This window comes from Streptomyces sp. CO7 (assembly GCF_053474865.1).
In genome coordinates this window covers 249,802-266,033 of the sequence record NZ_JBRIOU010000006.1, presented here as the reverse complement: position 1 = coordinate 266,033, position 16,232 = coordinate 249,802, and the positions used below count along the sequence as shown (strand labels likewise).

Here is a 16,232-nt window from a genome sequence, read left to right as displayed (position 1 = left end):
GCCCACGTGTGGGAGCCGCGCCGGGTGAGCGGCGCCGAGGAGCGCAGCGGCAGCAGCGACGAGCAGGAGAGGTGGGTGCGGCAGGGCGTCGAGGACTCGGTCCGCGGCCTGGCCGAACGCCACCCGGGGCTGACGGTGAGCACCCACATCGGCCGGGGCGAGGCCCCCGAAGGGCTGCTGGAGGCGTCCGAGGGCGCCGGGATGCTGGTCCTGGGCTCCCGGGGACGGGGCCTGCTCCTCGGCTTCCTGCTCGGCTCCGTCGGCCGGCAGGTGATCGCCGAGGCCGGTCTCCCGGTCGTCCTGGTCCGCGCGGACGTCAAGGACAACGGGGACGAGAGGGACGTCAGGGGCGACGAGGACGCCGAGGGCGGCGCCGGGCCGGCCGGTGAGATCGTCGTCGGACAGCACGGCGAGCCGGAGGACAGCGCCGGGACGCTGCGCTTCGCCTTCGAGACGGCCGCCGCCTGCGGGGCGCCGGTGCGCGCCGTGCGGGCCTGGGCGCTGCCCCCGGTCTTCGCCTACAGCCCGGGATCGCTGCGGCTGCTGGACGAGGCGGGCGGCCCCGTGCCGTTCGAGCGCAAGGCGCTGAGCACCGCCCTGGCCCCCTGGCGCGAGCGCTTCCCGGACGTGCCGGTGACCGAGCACGTCGAGATGGGCAGCGCCGGCGAGGTGCTGCTGTCGGCGTCGGCGGGCGCCCGGCTGACGGTCGTCGGCCGGCGCGCGCACCGCTCCGCGGTCGGCAGCCGGCTCGGCTCGGTGGCCGACGCGGTGATCCACCACGCCCCCTGCCCGGTGGCCGTCGTCCCGCCCGGGCCCGACGCCTGAAGAAGGTCGCACAGGTTCCCCGCGGCGCAGGTCACGGGTTAGATTGCCGCGCGCCCACCGCACACGCCGTGGGCGCGGCACACCGCGGGCGCGCGGACGCGCGCACGCGGCGAGGAACAGCTCCGGGGCCGGCGCCGAAGAGGCACCACGCCGAGGCAGCACCGCTGAGGCAACACAGGAACGCAGTGAAGGGGACACCGTCATGGACGCGGACGTCATAGTCGTCGGAGCCGGCCTGGCGGGTATGGTGGCCGCCCACGAGATCACCCGCCAGGGACGCAAGGTCGTGCTGGTGGACCAGGAGAACCCGGCCAACCTCGGCGGCCAGGCCTACTGGTCCTTCGGCGGGCTGTTCCTCGTCGACTCCCCGGAGCAGCGGCGGATGCGCGTGAAGGACTCCTTCGAGCTGGCGTGGAGCGACTGGCAGGGCAGCGCCGCCTTCGACCGCACCGACGACGAGGACTCCTGGGCCGTGCGCTGGGCCCGGGCCTACGTCGAGTGGGCCGCGGGGGAGAAGCGCTCCTGGCTGGACGGGCACGGCATCAGCTTCCTGCCCACCGTCGGCTGGGCCGAGCGCGGCGACCTGCGCGCGGGCGGGCACGGCAACTCGGTGCCCCGCTTCCACGTCGCCTGGGGCACCGGCACCGGCGTGGTCGCGCCCTTCGTGAAGTACGCCCAGCAGGCCTACCAGGACGGACTGCTCACCTTCCGCCACCGGCACCGGGTCGACGAACTGGTCGTCGAGCAGGGCGCGGTGCGCGGAGTGCGCGGCACCCTGCTGGCCGACGACGACGCCCCGCGCGGCGTCGCCTCCAGCCGCGAGGCGGTCGGGGAGTTCGAACTGCGGGCGCAGGCCGTGGTGGTGACCTCCGGCGGCATCGGCGCCGACCACGACATCGTCCGCCGGTACTGGCCCGAGCGGCTCGGTGCCGCACCCGCGGAGATGGTCACCGGCGTCCCCGCGTACGTGGACGGCCGGATGCTGGAGATCACCGAGTCGGCGGGTGCGCGGCTGGTCAACCGCGACCGGATGTGGCACTACACCGAAGGCGTGCGCAACTGGGACCCCGTCTGGGCGGGCCACGGCATCCGGATCCTGCCCGGCCCGTCGTCGATCTGGCTCGACGCCCTCGGGCGGCGCCTGCCCGCCCCGTACCTGCCCGGCTACGACACCCTCGGCACCCTGCGCCACCTGCGGACCACCGCGGACCTCGCCGAGCACGACCACTCCTGGTTCGTCCTCACCCAGAAGATCATCGAGAAGGAGTTCGCGCTCTCCGGCTCCGAGCAGAACCCCGACATCACCGCCAAGGACCGCAAGGCCTTCCTCAGGGAGCGCCTCCTCGGCAAGGGCGCCCCCGCACCCGTCGAGGCGTTCAAGCAGCACGGCGCCGACTTCGTGGTAGCCGACACGATCGAGGAACTGATCGTGAAGATGAACGCCCTCACCGACAAGCCGCTGCTCGACGCGGCCGAGGTGCGGCGGCAGATCGAGGAGCGCGACCGGCAGCTGGCCAACCCGTACAGCAAGGACGCCCAGGTCCAGGGCATCCACAACGCCCGCCGCTACCTCGGCGACCGGCTCGGCCGGGTGGCCACGCCGCACCGCGTCCTGGACCCGGAGGCCGGACCGCTCATCGGCGTCAAGCTGCACGTCCTCACCCGCAAGACGCTCGGCGGCATCCAGACGGACCTGGACTCCCGCGCCCTGGGTCCCGACGGCGTCCCGGTCGACGGCCTCTACGCGGCCGGCGAGGTGGCCGGTTTCGGCGGGGGCGGCGTCCACGGCTACAACGCGCTGGAGGGAACCTTCCTCGGCGGCTGCCTCTTCTCGGGCCGCGCCGCCGGGCGCGCCGCCGCCCGCGAGGTGGGCTGACCTGCCCGAAGGGTGGATTCCACGCGCGGTCGCCGGGTACCCCGGAGGTCTACCGGGAGGTGATCACGCGTGGAGAGCGCCGACCAGGACGGCCTGCCCGTGCTGCAGTCCCTCGAGGAGCTGGCGTCACTGCTCGAGCGGCACGACGGGCTGTACCTGCGCTGGTCGAAAGGGCCGGACGTCGACATCGCCAGGACGTCCAGCAGGGACGAACTGACGGGCATCGCCATGCCCGGACTGTCCGCCAACCCGCTGGACGTGGAGAAGTGGTGGGACGACCGCCCGCTCGACCTGTGGGCGGCGCGACGGGTGTACGACTACGAGCACCTTCCCCGGGAGAAGGGGCCGCAGGTACGGCCCTGGGTGCTCAAGGGCGCCGAGGCCGGCCGGGGTCCGGACAACGAGCCGCTGGTCGTCGACGTGGAACCGCTGTGCTGGCTGGGCGACGAGGTGATCGAGGCCGCGCGCACCGAGGTGGCCCGCCACCGGGAGGAATGGGGCCCCCTCAAACGCGGCCGCTGAGCCGCCGGGCCCCGAAGGACAGGTCCCGAGTGGCGAAAGACCTCGGATCGGGGTGGGATCAAAGGAACCTTCGGGGGCATTCGGACCGTGTTGATCGCACAGACCGAACAGCCGACCCAGGAGCCGCAGAAAGGTGGCCATCGTGACACGACCCAGGATCCTGGTGGTGGGCGCGGGCTTCGCGGGAGTGGAGTGCGTCCGCCGCCTCGAGAGGAAGCTCGGCCCCGACGAGGCCGACGTGACCCTGGTGGCGCCGTTCTCCTACCAGCTCTACCTGCCCCTGCTTCCGCAGGTGGCCTCCGGCGTGCTGACCCCCCAGTCCATCGCCCTCTCGCTGCGCCGCAGCAGCCGCTACCGCACCCGCATCATCCCGGGCGGCGCCATCGGCGTGGACAGCAAGGCGAAGGTCTGCGTCATCCGCACCGTCACCGACGAGCTGATCGACGAGCCCTACGACATCCTGGTGCTCACCCCCGGCAGCGTCACCCGCACCTTCGACATCCCCGGCCTCACCGAGCACGCCCGGGGCATGAAGACGCTCGCCGAGGCCGCCTATGTCCGCGACCACGTCATCCAGCAGCTGGACCTCGCCGACGCCAGCCAGGACCCCGCGGAGCGGGCCGCCCGGCTGCAGTTCGTCGTCGTCGGCGGCGGATACGCCGGCACCGAGACGGCGGCCTGCCTGCAGCGGCTCACCCACAACGCGGTCAAGCGCTACCCGCGCCTGGACCCCGGCCTGATCAAGTGGCACCTGATCGACATCGCCCCACGGCTGATGCCCGAACTCGGCGAGAGGCTCGGTGAGACCGCGCTGGGCATCCTGCGCCGGCGCGGCATCGAGGTCTCCCTCGGCGTCTCCGTCGCCAAGGTGTCGGACACCGAGGTCACCTTCACCGACGGCCGCGTGGTGCCCAGCCACACCCTCATCTGGACGGCCGGCGTCGCCGCCAGCCCGCTGATGTCGACCCTCGGCTGCGAGACCTCCCGGGGCCGGATGGTGGTCGACGCCGAGATGAAGGCGCCCGGCTGCCCGGACGTCTTCGCCCTGGGCGACGCCGCCGCCGTGCCCGACCTCGCCAAGGGCGAGGAGGGCGCCGTCTGCCCGCCCACCGCGCAGCACGCCATGCGGCAGGGCAAGGTCGCCGCCGACAACGTCATCGCGCGGATCCGCAACCAGCCCCTGCGGCCCTACGTCCACAAGGACCTGGGCCTGGTCGTCGACCTCGGCGGCAAGGACGCCGTCTCCCGGCCGCTGGGCGTGGAGATGAAGGGCCTGCCCGCCCTCGCGGTGGCCCGCGGCTACCACTGGATGGCGCTGCGCACGGGGGTCGCCAAGGCCCGCGTGGCCACCAACTGGGCGCTCAACGCGGTGGCCGGCGACGACTTCGTCCGCACCGGCTTCCAGTCGCGCAAGCCGGCCACGCTGAAGGACTTCGAGTACACCGACGCCTATCTGTCGCCCGAGCAGCTCCGCGAGCGCGTCGAGCGGCACCAGCTGCGCGAGGCGTGAGGAGGGCGGCCCGGGCGCGAGCGGGCCGGTCGGCCTTCCGCGACCGGGTCGCCGCGTCCGACCCCGGCCTGCTGCGCCTGACGGCCGGACTGCGCACCGTCGGCTCGCTCGCCCTCACGCTGGGCGTGGTGGGCGTGTTCGGCGCGCGCGTCGAGCAACTGGTGGCGGGCGCGATGGCCGCCATGGTGGCCACCTTCGCGGTCCGTGAGAAGGACCGGCGCGGGCAGGCCCTGTCCCTCGCGGCGGGCCTGCCCGCGGCCTGGCTGGCGCTGACGCTCGGCACGCTGCTCAGCGGTACCTTCACCGGCACCGTCGTCTTCGTCGTACTGATCTTCGGCGCGGTCTACTGCCGCCGCTTCGGCGACCGGGGCTTCGCCCTCGGCATGATCGGCTTCCAGTCGTACTTCCTCTCTCAGTTCCTCGGCGTCGGCACGGCCGGGCTGCCCGGTCTGTACTGGCCGGTGGGCGCCGGCTTCGCCTGCAGCGCGCTGATCCGCTTCGGCGTCGTCCAGGCCGGCCCCGAACAGGTCCTGGGAAGGCTGCGCGCGGCGTTCCGGGCCCGCTTCGCCCAGCTGGTGAGCGCCCAGATCGAGCTGCTGGACGCCGGGCCCGACCAGGTCGACAAGGCCCTCGACCAGCTCCGCGGCCGTACCGCGCGCCTCCACGAGACGGCCATGATGATCCAGGCCCGGCTCACCGAGGGCACCCCCGACGACCGAGTCGCCTCCCTGGTGCAGCGCCGCATCGCCGACGCCGAGATCGCCGCCGAACGGCTCGGCCTGCTGATCCTCACCGCGCGGATGACCGAACGCGCCGGCGCCCCCGCCCGTGCCGACACCCTCACCCTCCACCTGCCCGGCGCCCCGCTGCCCGAGAGCGGTCTGCAACCGGTGCGGGACCGGGCCGCCGAGGCCCTCCACCGTGACCTGCGGGCCCTGCGCACCCTGGTGCTGCGCTCGGGCGACGAGCACCGCGGCACCGGCCTCGCCCAGCTGCGCAACCGGCTGCTCGGCTACCGCGACGACGACAAGCTGCCCGACCGGGCCTCCGCCGCGGTCCGCGACGTCTTCCGCGGCGTCGGCGAGGCCGCCCGCGCCGTGCTGGGCCTGCGGATCGCCCTGGGCGGGACCGCCGACGACGGCGACGACAGCCCCGAGACCGCCCGCAGCCGGGAGGAGATCGAGGCCGAGGACGCCGCCATCGCGGTCGCCGAGGGCGAGGAGGACGAGCGGGAAAAGGAACGCACCGGCCTGGAGCGGCCCACCACCCGCACGGCCGTGCAGGTCACCGTCGGCTCCGTCCTCGCGATCGCCGGCGGGGAGCTGCTCTCCCAGGAGCGCTGGTACTGGGCCGTGCTCGCCTGCTGGATCGTCTTCGTCAACACCAGCTCCACCGGCGAGATCCTGGTCAAGGCCTACCGCCGGCTGCTGGGCACCATGCTCGGCGTGGTGGCCGGCATCGTGCTGGCCGGGCTGGTCGGACAACGGGTGCCGCTCGCCTTCGCGCTCGTCCTGGTGCTGGTCTTCCTCACGCACTACCTGGCGCGGCTCTCGTACACGCTGATGTCGTTCTTCGTCACCGCGATGCTCGGGCTGCTCTACACGCTGCTGAACACCTACAGCCTGGACGTCCTGGTGCTGCGCCTGGGGGAGACGGCCCTGGGCGCAGCCTGCGGTCTGGCCGCCGCGGTCCTGGTCCTGCCGGTGCGCACGGCGCACCGCACCGACGAACTCCTGGTGACGGTGCTGGAGCGGCTGGCCGACGTCACCGGGTCCGCCGTCCGGCAGCTCAGCGGCGGCCCCTCGGCCGACCTGCTGGACCAGGCCAGGGAACTCGACGAGGCGCTGGGCGACCTGCGGTCCTCCACCCAGCCGCTGACCCACCCGATCACCCCGCTGCGCACCCGCCGCGACACCGCCCGGTACGTCGTCGCCCAGCTGGAGACCTGCGCCTACCACGCGCGGTCCCTGGCGGCGACGGCCGAACTGCTGCCCAGCCAGACCGCCATCGCCGCCGACCCGAGGCTGGCCGGGGCGGGGGAGCGGATCCTGCGCAACATCGACACCGTCGCCGCGCACGTCGAGGGGCGCAAGGACGCCGGAGAGCTGGAGACCGGCGCCAGCATCGCCTCGCTGCTCGAGCCCGGCTCGGGCGCCCGGGCCCGGTACGGCCAGGTCACCTACCGCGTGCTGGGCCACCTGGGGCGGCTGGACGACGCGGTCACCGGTCTCGCGCGGCCGCTGGAGGTCCCGCTGCGGCCACGCGGCCGACAGGCGGCGTGAAGCTCCGGGCCCCGTGAAGGCTCGGGCCGCATGAAGGCCCGCGCCGGATGAAGGCCTTCGTCTCGTGGAGAACCGCGCCTCATGAAGAACCGGGCCCCGGGGGAGTCCCGAAGCCCGGTGAGGCCGGTGCGGTCCGGTCGGTGGCCGGCGGAAGCCGGTCCTGGCCGGAACCTGTCAGAAGTCGGTGGGCAGGTCGCTGGCCTCCGCGATCCCGCGCAGCTCCTCGTCCTCGCGGCGACGCCGCAGCAGGGAGTCGGCGATCTCGCGGCGGCGCTCCGGGTCGGCGGCACTGGCCGCGTCGGTGACGACCCGGATGGGACCGGTGTCCTCGTAGTCGAGTTCGATCAGGACGTTGTCGAGACGGCCGGTGACCGCGGCGGCGATCACCAGGGCGGCCTCGTCACGGATCTCCTGCGGCACCGGGCCCTCGTCGGGGCAGTCGCCGTCCGGGCCGAGATCGGCCAGGTCGACGTCCTCACCGAGCGCCCGCAGCGCGGGCCGGACCAGGCGGAGCAGGAGGTCGTACTCCTCGGGGCTCAGTCGGAGACGCAGCAGGTCGAGGTAGAGCTCGACCGGTGCGCCGTCCGGCAGGTGCGGTTCGCTCATCGGCTCCGGGTTCCCCGAGTGGGACGCCGATCACATCCCGGGAGCCGATTCGTCCGAAGGGGTGGGGATGGTTTAAGCTTCACCCATACGACGTCATCGTCGTACCCCTGTACGGCCCCGACCGGTCTCCCCCGTCCGGTCGGGGTCTTTTGCGTCCGCGCCCGGCCTGTTAGCCGGCCGTTGCCCGCCCGCTCCCCGGTCTGCCCGAGGCCCTCACCGCCTTTGCCCACCCTTCACCCGTTCGAAGTGCTCCCGTCGGGGGGACCCGCTGACAATGGGGGAGGGGTGTGTGTCCGTAGTCCGCCCGGCCGGCGAGGAGCGTCGTGATGACCAAGCCGATCAAACTGCTGACCGCGCTGACTCCGGATCGCCGGGAACGGCTGATGACGCTGGCCAGGGAGGTCTCCTTCCCGGAGGACGCCCCGATCTTCGAGGAGGGCGGGGTCGCCGACCGCTTCTGGGTGGTGCGCTCGGGGCGCGTCGACCTCTACCAGCAGGTCACGCAGCTGCGTCGGGTGACCGTGGCGAGCCTGGGCGCGGGTGACCTGCTGGGCTGGTCCTGGCTGTTCCCGCCGCACGAGTGGGACTTCGGGGCGGTGGCCTTCAGCCCCGTTCGGGCCTACGAGTTCGAGGCGGCGCCGGTCCTCGAACTGTCCGAGGAGGACGCGGGCCTGGGCCTGTCGCTGATGCGCATCGTCGCCGAGATCCTCGCCTACCGTCTGGAGTCCACCCGGGTCCAGCTCCTCGAGTCCTTCAAGCACCCCCACCGCTGAGCCTGGGCCCGCCACGCCTCCGCCACGCCGCCTGCGCGGCGGGGAGCGCCCGGGTCAGACGCGGTAGCGGCGCAGGGACGGCGTGAGGACGGCGAGGGCGAGCGTCAGCAGGACCACGAGCGCGCCGCCCCCCGCCACGGCCCACCGGGTGCCCGCCGCCGACGCGGCCGTCCCGTGCAGGACGTCGGCCAGCCGCGGTCCGCCCGCGACCACCACCGTGAAGACGCCCTGCATCCGGCCCCGCATCTCGTCCGTCGCCGCGGACAGCAGGATCGCCCCGCGGAAGACCATGGAGACCATGTCGGCCACTCCGCCCGCCGCCAGGCAGGCCACGGCCACCCACAGGTTGCCGGTGAGCCCGAAGCCCATCACGGCCAGGCCCCAGCCCACGACCGAGCCGATCACCATCCAGCCGTGCTGCCGCGCCCGCGAGAAGGTGCCGGAGAACAGGCCGCCGATCACGGCGCCGACCGGGATCGCAGCGAACAGCAGACCCAGCGCGAACTCGGAGCCGTACGCCCCGAAGGTCTCCTCCGCCATCTGCGGGAAGAGCGCCCGGGGCATGCCGAACACCATGGCGATGATGTCCGCGAGGAAGGAGAGCAGCAGCACCTGTTGCATGCCGATGTACCGGAAACCGTCCACGACCTCCCGCAGCCCGGCCCGCCGGGGGGCGCCGCCGTCGGCCAGGGGCGGCAGCGCCGGGAGGCGCCAGACCGCCCACACGGTCACGGTCAGCGCGAGGGCGTCGATCAGGTAGAGCTCGGGAAGCCCGACGAGCGGTATCAGCGCCCCCGCGAGCAGCGGACCGGCCACCAGACCGGTCTGCATCACCGTGGACCCCAGAGCGTTGGCGGCCGGCAGCTCGTCGGCCGGCACCAGCCGGGCGATGGAGGCGGTCCGTGCCGGCGAGTTCAGCCCGAAGAACGCCTGCTGCACCGCGAGCAGCACCATCAGCACCGGGACGGAGTCCGTTCCGGCGGCCGCCTGGACCCAGAACAGCACCGAGGTCACCGCGATGCCGGTGTTGGTCACCAGCAGGAGCTTGCGCCGGTCGACCGTGTCGGCGACCGCGCCGCCCCAGAGCGCGAAGAGCACCATCGGCACCAGTCCGGCGAGGCTCGCGTAGCCGACCCAGGCGGAGGAGCCGGTGATGTCGTAGATCTGCTTGGGGACCGCCACCGCCGTGAGCTGACTCCCCACCGAGGTGACGATGGTGGACGTCCACAGCCGCCGGTAGGCGGGCCGCCGCAGCGGGCGGGTGTCCATGGCGAAGCGACGCCAGCCCGGGCGCGCGGCGGCCGCCGGCGGGCTCGCCGCCTGGCCCTCGACGGCCGGCGACGGGGGGCTGTCGATGCCCTCGTGGCCCTCATGGTCCTCGACGCCGCTGCGACTGCTGGTGTCCACGGATGGCACGCACTCTCTCGATGCTCGCTACAACTATCCGGACAGCATCATCCCCCATGGGCGGGCCGGTGTGTTCACCGGCCCGCCCATGGGGGAGGGGGATCGAGAGGTTGCGAGCTGAGGCTCAGGCCACCGACGGGTCGAGCAGGCCCTTGCGGAGCTTCTTGATGATGCGGCTCAGCAGACGGGAGACGTGCATCTGGGAGATGCCCAGCTCCTCGCCGATCTGCGCCTGCGTCCGCTCCTCGACGAAGCGCATGTGGATGATCTGGCGGTCGCGCTCGTCCAGCTCGGCGATGAGCGGGGCGAGGGAGTGGAAGTCCTCCACCAGCTCCAGGGAGGCGTCCTCGGCGCCGATGAAGTCCGCCAGCACGGCCTCGCCGTCGTTGCCGCCGTCCCGGGTGAGCGCGGCGTCCAGGGAGGAGGAGGTGTAGCAGTTCGAGGCCTTCTGGGCCTCGACGACCTCCGACTCCGGCAGGGACATCAGCGCGGAGAGCTCACGCGTGGTGGGCGTGCGGCCCAGCCGGCTGCGCAGCTCCTCGGTCGCCCGGGCCAGCTCGACCCGGGCCTCCTGCAGACGGCGCGGGACGTGGACGGCCCAGCTGGTGTCACGGAAGAAGCGCTTGATCTCGCCCACGATGTAGGGGACCGCGAAGGAGGTGAACTCGACCTCGCGGGTCAGCTCGAACCTGTCGATCGCCTTGATCAGACCGATGGTGCCGACCTGGACGATGTCCTCCATCGAGTCGTCGCGGCCGCGGAAGCGGGACGCGGCGTACCGGACGAGGGACAGGTTCATCTCGATGAGCGTGTTGCGGGCGTACTGGTACTCCGGGGTGCCCTCTTCGAGCCCGGCGAGGCGGTTCAGGAACGCACGCGAAAGTTCCCGGGCGTCCCTGGGGGCCACGGCGGAAGGGTCCTCGATGTACGGGAGCCCCGCGGTCATCTCCTCGGTCCGAACCTCCCACTGCGCCGTGGTCGTTGCCTCTCCCGCGGTCACGGCTGCCATGCTGTTCCTCTCTGATCGTCTGCAGTCATCGAACACTCCGTACAGGTCGTCGAACAGATCCTTGTATACGTCGTATTCGTCCTCGTAGCTGCGTGCCACCATTTTGCCGGGTGACATCGCTCGCTTGCCCCGAGGTTCGCTTCGTACTCCACCCGGAGGAAAACTTTTCTGTGAAGCGGATCTCATCAAGCCCTGACCAGCGCTTTCGCTCGGAGTGACCGCAAGTCGGCGACGCGGCGACGCCGCGCGGGAGCCGCCCGCGTGCGGGGTTGCGTGACGGCAGTCACAATATTGGAGATCGAGGCGTTTGCCGTCCGACCCCTGGGGCAGGTGGGGTTTCGTGCTTCGGACCGGAGAAACGCGCCGCAGGTCGGCGCGACCGCCCGGCACCCGAAACCTCCCGGCGACCGTGGGCAGCGTATCCGCGGCAGTTCCCTGACCCCCCACTGCTCAGGAGCTCAATCGCATGGTCATCGATATGTCGACTAGTCGCTCCGAAACGGCACAAACCACCGCACACCGGACCTCCGGCGGCCGCCGGCCGCACGACGACGCCCCCGACACCGCGGCCGCGTTCTCCCGGCTCGCCGGGCTGGGCCCCGGACCGGAGCGCGACGCGGTGCGCGAGGAGTTGACCGAGGCGTGGCTGCCGATGGCCCACCGCATCGCGAGTCGTTTCCGCGACCGCGGCGAATCGGTGGAGGATCTGAGGCAGGTCGCCGCGCTCGGACTGGTGAAGGCGATCGACCGGTTCGACCCCTCCCGGGGCGCGTTCGAGAGCTACGCGGTCCCCACCATCACCGGTGAGATCAAGCGGCACTTCCGTGACCGCATGTGGGCCCTGCGGGTCCCGCGCCGGGTGCAGGAGCTCCGCAACAAGGTGCGGGTGGCCCGGCGGGAGCTCACCCAGAGCCCCGGCAGCCCCGAGCCGAGTACCGCGCGGATCGCCGAGTACACCGGGCTGACCGAGGAAGAGGTCGCCACCGGCATGGAGGCGCTGGAGAGCTTCAGCACCCTCTCGCTGGACGCGGAGCTCTCCTCCGACGACGACGGGTACAGCCTGGCCGACACGCTCGGCTCCTCGGACTCCGCCTACGACACCGTGGTGGACCGCGAGGCGGCGAAGGAAGGGCTGCGCCGGCTCCCCGAGCGGGAGCGGGCCATCCTCTACATGCGGTTCTTCGAGGACATGACACAGAACCGGATCGCTGACCGGCTGGGCATCTCCCAGATGCACGTGTCGCGGCTCATCAGCCGCAGCTGCGCGCGGGTACGGGAGGAAGCCCTCGGCCAGGGCATGCGAACCGCCTTCGTGAAGGAGTAGGTCCATGCTCACGCCTCACCCCGCCACGCTGCGCAAACTGGTCGACGAGTACCACGCCCTGCTCGCCGAGGAGGCCGAGCGGGGCGGCCCGCGCACCGGCCGGTGCTCCGAGGACCTGGCCTACACCCTGTGCGTCTCCACCGGCACCCGCGACATCCGTGCCGCGCTGGCCGCGGCGCACCGGATGCTCGCCGCCGGCCCCCTGACGCCGGGCGGCGCACTGGGCGGCGGTCTGCCGGCCGCCGGCCGGATGGGCGCGGCCCGCATCCGGGGCGCCGGGCGGCCGCTGGTCGCCGAGGGCGGGGAACCCGTGGCGTCATGAGCCGGCGAGGAGTGGTGCGGTGAACTGCGCGCGGTCCGGTGCCCAGCCAGTCCATGGGCGGACGCGGGCCGCCGTGGCGAGTGCCTCGGCGGCCCGCGCATTCGCGGTGGCCGTGGTCCGCGACCAGTGGGAGACCCCCTACCGCAGGGCGCCCGAGGGCGCCCTCGTCGATCTGCGGCTGGTCGTCTCCGAGCTGGTCTCCAACGCGCTCCGGCACGGCGGAGGTCTCACCGGCTTCGACGCCCGGCCCGAGGCCGTGGGAGTGCGAGTGGTGGTGCGCGACGCCAGCGACCGCGTGCCGGAGGCCGTCTCCGCGCCCGGGGGCTTTCCCGAGGGGGAGGAGCACCTGGAGCGCACCGCCCCCGGCGGCTACGGCTGGCCGCTCATCCACCGGCTGGCACGTGACATCCACGTCGAACGTCTTCCCGAAGGGGGTAAGGCCGTCAGTGCGTTGATTCCGCTGACCGTCTCCCGGGAGGACTGACACTCCCGCTCGCCCACGTCCGCCGGGAGGACCGGCCTCCGGTCGAGCACCATGGCCCGCCGCACGTGCGCGCCTCCGGCCGTCCGCCCGTGATCACCAGGGCAGGAAGACGTGAATGTCCTTGCCGCCGTTGCGGCCCACCACGCTGACCTGGTCGGACAGCGTGTGCACGAGGTGCCAGCCGATGCCCCCGCCGCCACGGCTGGGCTGGAACGGCCGGGGAGCCGGCGGCTTGGGGTTGCTGTCGCTCATGGTGACGTGGACGCCGTCGAAGGTGCGGCGCATCCTCAGTTCGAACGGGCCGGGGGCGTACTGGACGGCGTTCGCGGCCAGCTCGGTGACCACCAGCAGGATGTCGTCCCAGTGTTCCGGCGCCGAAGGAGGAGTGGGGCGCGAGAGCGCGCTCAGAAACTCCTCGGCGGCGAGCCTGGCGTCCGTCACGTCCGGCAGTTCACCGGAGAACGTGGCGGTCAGGCTCTTCACGTCTTCGTCGTGGTGGTGATGGGCAAGCGCGTCTTCCCCGCGCGGCTCGGATGCCATGTCGCCTTCCCCAGCCCCTCGGGCGCGGTGCTGTCGCGCAGTCGTCCTCTTCCTTCGTTGCATGTTCCCGAAGGGCGGGAAGCTACGCGCCCCGAAGGGCGGGAGGGGCGGTGGGGGCACGTGCGTGCGGAGCAAACGGTTCCGGTCCGGTGGGCCGGGGAACCCGGCGCGCATGAGCTACTCGAATCCCGACCCGGACCCGTCCCGTTCCACCGGCCTGGAGCCCGGCGGGGGAGTCCCGCCGGGCGAGACCCCGCCCGCGGAGAGCAGCATGCCGGAGGCGGGTCCCAGCGAGGCCCACAACCCGGCCAAGGGCTGGGCCAAGGGCCCGTTGGTCCTCATCGCGCTGGTCGTGCTGCTGGTGGCCGTCGGCATGATCGGCTACGCGGTGGGCGTGTGGAACTGACCGTGAACCGAGAAGGGGAGGGCCGGGCGGCGACGCGCCGCCCGGCCCTCCCCTTGTCACCGGACGCGCACGCGGCGCCGGAGGCGACGGATCAGACGGGCCGAAGCCAGACGGTGGCCAGCGGCGGCACGGTCATCCGCAGGAACCCGTCCTGCTGCCGCTCCAGCACCCCCTCGTTGCGGACGTCGCTGCCGCCGTACCGCAGGTCGTCGGTGTTCAGCGTCTCCCGCCAGACGTGACCCGCCTCCTGGGGTACCCACAACGCGTAGTCGTGCCGCACCACCGGGGAGAAGTTGCTGACCGACAGCAGCGGCGCCCCGTCGTGGCCGTACCGGACGAAGGCCAGCAGGTTGTCGTCGGCACTGTCGCAGGCCACCCACCGGAAGCCCGCCGGGTCGGTGTCCCGCTGCCACAGCGCCGGCGTGGCCCGGTACTGGCCGTTGAGCTCACGCACCAGGTGCTGCACGCCCTCGTGGTCCGCGCGGGCCCCGTAGGCGGCGTCCAGCAGCCACCACTCCGGCCCCCTTTCCAGCTTCCACTCGTCGCCCTGCGCGAACTCCTGGCCCATGAAGAGGAGCTGCTTGCCGGGGTGGGCCCACATGAAGGCGAGGTAGGCGCGGTGGTTGGCGCGCCGCTGCCACCAGTCGCCCGGCATCTTGGAGACCAGCGCCTGCTTGCCGTGCACCACCTCGTCGTGCGAGATGGGCAGCACATAGTTCTCGCTGTAGGCGTAGATCATCGAGAACGTCATCTCGTGGTGGTGGTACTTGCGGTGCACCGGCTCGTGGCTGATGTACTCCAGGGAGTCGTGCATCCAGCCCATGTTCCACTTCAGGCCGAAGCCCAGGCCGCCGCTCTCGGTGGGGCGGGTCACGCCCTCCCAGGCGGTCGACTCCTCGGCGATGGTCACCACGCCCGGGTTGCGCCGGTAGACGGTGGCGTTCATCTCCTGCAGGAAGCGCACCGCGGCCCAGTCCTCCCGGCCGCCGTGCTCGTTGGGCTGCCACTGCCCGTCCTCGCGGGAGTAGTCGAGGTAGAGCATCGAGGCGACGGCGTCCACCCGCAGGCCGTCGATGTGGAACTCCTCGCACCAGTAGACCGCGTTGGCCACCAGGAAGTTGCGCACCTCGGTACGGCCGAAGTCGAACTCGAAGGTGCCCCAGTCCGGGTGCTCCGCCCGCATCTCGTTGCCGGGCTCGTACAGCGGGAAGCCGTCGAACCGGGCCAGCGCCCAGTCGTCCTTCGGGAAGTGGGCCGGCACCCAGTCCATGATCACGCCGATGCCGGCCCGGTGCAGGCTGTCCACCAGGAACTTGAAGTCGTCCGGGGTGCCCAGGCGGGCGGTCGGGGCGTAGAAGCCGGTGACCTGGTAGCCCCAGGACGGGGCGAAGGGGTGCTCGGCGACCGGCATCAGCTCGACGTGGGTGAAGCCCAGGTCCTTGACGTACTTCGGCAGCTGCTCGGCGAGCTGCCGGTAGGTGAGCCCCGGCCGCCAGGACGCCAGGTGGACCTCGTACACGGAGAAGGGCGCCTCGTGCACCGGGCGGTCTCCCCGGTGTGCCATCCAGTCCTGGTCGCCCCACTCGTAGTGCGAGGCGGTCACCACCGAGGCGGTGGCCGGCGGGCACTCGGTGCGGCGGGCCATCGGGTCCGCCTTCAGCAGACGGGTGCCGTAGCTCGTGGCGATCTCGAACTTGTACAGGGTGCCCTCGCCGACGTCCGGGAGGAACAGCTCCCACACCCCGGAGGCGCCCATCGAGCGCATCGGGAAGGCGGTGCCGTCCCAGAAGGTCGACTCCATCGCGACCCGCACCCCGGAGGCGTTCGGCGCCCAGACCGAGAAACGCGTGCCGGCCACGCCCTGGTGGACCATGGGCTCCGCGCCCAGGGCCTTCCACAGCTGCTCGTGCCGGCCCTCACGGATCAGGTGCAGGTCGAGCTCGCCCAGCGCGGGCAGGAACCGGTACGGGTCCTCGGTCTCGACCTCGGCCTGCGGGTACACCACGTGCAGCCGGTAGGCGGGGACCGCCTCGAGGGCGAGCGAGCCGCCGAACAGGCCGTCGCCCTCGTCGTTCAGCGGCACGTGCCGTCCGCCGTCGAGGACCAGGCTGACGCCGCGCGCCCCCGGCCGCAGGGCCCGGAAGACCACGCCGTCGGCCACCGGGTGCGCGCCGAGCAGGGCGTGCGGGTCGTGGTGACAACCGGAGAGCAGACGGTGCCGGTCACCCGCGTCCATCGGCGGCGCGGGCGGCGCGCCCGGGACGACGGGCCTGCGCACCACCGGGGCCGAGGCCCGGCGGCGCCCGGACCGGGCGGGCGCCCGGTCGGCGTCGGCCGCGCCCGCAC

15 protein-coding genes are annotated in these 16,232 nt (G+C 72.7%); 10 read left to right on the top strand and 5 right to left on the bottom strand.

Going from position 1 to position 16,232, the window contains the following annotated elements:
* The 5 genes from ACOV8S_RS22650 to ACOV8S_RS22630 all read left to right on the top strand — a co-directional run.
* The coding region (locus tag ACOV8S_RS22650; protein WP_448319821.1) for a universal stress protein at positions 1-825 on the top strand (825 nt) is incomplete at its 5' end.
* A gap of 202 nt (positions 826-1,027) precedes the next feature.
* Positions 1,028-2,701 (top strand): FAD-binding dehydrogenase, encoded by a 1,674-nt coding sequence (locus ACOV8S_RS22645; protein WP_448319819.1) that lies wholly within the window; start codon positions 1,028-1,030, stop codon positions 2,699-2,701.
* Between the two features lie 69 nt (positions 2,702-2,770).
* Positions 2,771-3,223 (top strand): DUF6098 family protein, encoded by a 453-nt coding sequence (locus tag ACOV8S_RS22640; RefSeq protein WP_448319817.1) that lies wholly within the window; start codon positions 2,771-2,773, stop codon positions 3,221-3,223.
* A 133-nt stretch (positions 3,224-3,356) separates the two neighbouring features.
* On the top strand, positions 3,357-4,733 hold the full coding sequence (locus ACOV8S_RS22635) for an NAD(P)/FAD-dependent oxidoreductase (RefSeq protein WP_448319815.1): 1,377 nt from the start codon (positions 3,357-3,359) through the stop codon (positions 4,731-4,733).
* Entirely contained in the window at positions 4,730-7,015 is a 2,286-nt protein-coding gene (locus ACOV8S_RS22630; RefSeq protein ID WP_448319813.1) for an FUSC family protein, read from the top strand. Before ACOV8S_RS22635 ends, ACOV8S_RS22630 begins: the two co-directional genes overlap by 4 nt.
* Positions 7,016-7,189: 174 nt before the next feature.
* Here the strand turns inward: ACOV8S_RS22630 and ACOV8S_RS22625 are convergent, their stop codons facing one another.
* On the bottom strand, positions 7,190-7,621 hold the full coding sequence (locus ACOV8S_RS22625; RefSeq protein ID WP_351115916.1) for a hypothetical protein: 432 nt from the start codon (positions 7,619-7,621) through the stop codon (positions 7,190-7,192).
* A 326-nt stretch (positions 7,622-7,947) separates the two neighbouring features.
* Here ACOV8S_RS22625 and ACOV8S_RS22620 point away from each other — a divergent pair, with 326 nt between their 5' ends.
* Complete coding sequence (locus ACOV8S_RS22620) at positions 7,948-8,394, top strand: cyclic nucleotide-binding domain-containing protein (protein WP_448319810.1); 447 nt, start codon at positions 7,948-7,950, stop codon at positions 8,392-8,394.
* 54 nt (positions 8,395-8,448) lie between these two features.
* Here the strand turns inward: ACOV8S_RS22620 and ACOV8S_RS22615 are convergent, their stop codons facing one another.
* Together ACOV8S_RS22615 and ACOV8S_RS22610 are read right to left on the bottom strand one after the other, a co-directional pair.
* Entirely contained in the window at positions 8,449-9,801 is a 1,353-nt protein-coding gene (locus ACOV8S_RS22615; protein ID WP_448319808.1) for an MFS transporter, read from the bottom strand.
* A 124-nt stretch (positions 9,802-9,925) separates the two neighbouring features.
* On the bottom strand, positions 9,926-10,747 hold the full coding sequence (locus tag ACOV8S_RS22610) for an RNA polymerase sigma factor SigF (RefSeq protein ID WP_448320122.1): 822 nt from the start codon (positions 10,745-10,747) through the stop codon (positions 9,926-9,928).
* Positions 10,748-11,276: 529 nt separating this feature from the next.
* Between ACOV8S_RS22610 and ACOV8S_RS22605 the strand changes: the two genes are divergently transcribed.
* From ACOV8S_RS22605 to ACOV8S_RS22595, 3 genes are all read left to right on the top strand, one after another.
* Complete coding sequence (locus ACOV8S_RS22605) at positions 11,277-12,134, top strand: RNA polymerase sigma factor SigF (RefSeq protein ID WP_448319806.1); 858 nt, start codon at positions 11,277-11,279, stop codon at positions 12,132-12,134.
* 4 nt (positions 12,135-12,138) lie between these two features.
* Positions 12,139-12,456, top strand: coding sequence for a DUF5133 domain-containing protein (locus ACOV8S_RS22600; protein WP_448319804.1), 318 nt, complete (start codon positions 12,139-12,141; stop codon positions 12,454-12,456).
* Positions 12,457-12,529: 73 nt separating this feature from the next.
* Positions 12,530-12,940, top strand: coding sequence for an ATP-binding protein (locus ACOV8S_RS22595; RefSeq protein ID WP_448319802.1), 411 nt, complete (start codon positions 12,530-12,532; stop codon positions 12,938-12,940).
* A gap of 93 nt (positions 12,941-13,033) precedes the next feature.
* On the opposite strand, the gene ACOV8S_RS22590 is transcribed toward ACOV8S_RS22595, so the two are convergent.
* A complete protein-coding gene (locus ACOV8S_RS22590; protein ID WP_448319800.1) occupies positions 13,034-13,480 on the bottom strand; it encodes an ATP-binding protein in 447 nt (148 codons plus the stop codon).
* 172 nt (positions 13,481-13,652) lie between these two features.
* On the opposite strand from ACOV8S_RS22590, the gene ACOV8S_RS22585 reads away from it, so the two are divergent.
* Positions 13,653-13,886, top strand: coding sequence for a DUF6480 family protein (locus ACOV8S_RS22585; RefSeq protein WP_351115906.1), 234 nt, complete (start codon positions 13,653-13,655; stop codon positions 13,884-13,886).
* Positions 13,887-13,977: 91 nt separating this feature from the next.
* Here the strand turns inward: ACOV8S_RS22585 and glgB are convergent, their stop codons facing one another.
* Positions 13,978-16,167 (bottom strand): 1,4-alpha-glucan branching enzyme, encoded by a 2,190-nt coding sequence (glgB, locus tag ACOV8S_RS22580; protein ID WP_448320120.1) that lies wholly within the window; start codon positions 16,165-16,167, stop codon positions 13,978-13,980.
* Between the last annotated feature and the right edge of the window lie 65 nt (positions 16,168-16,232).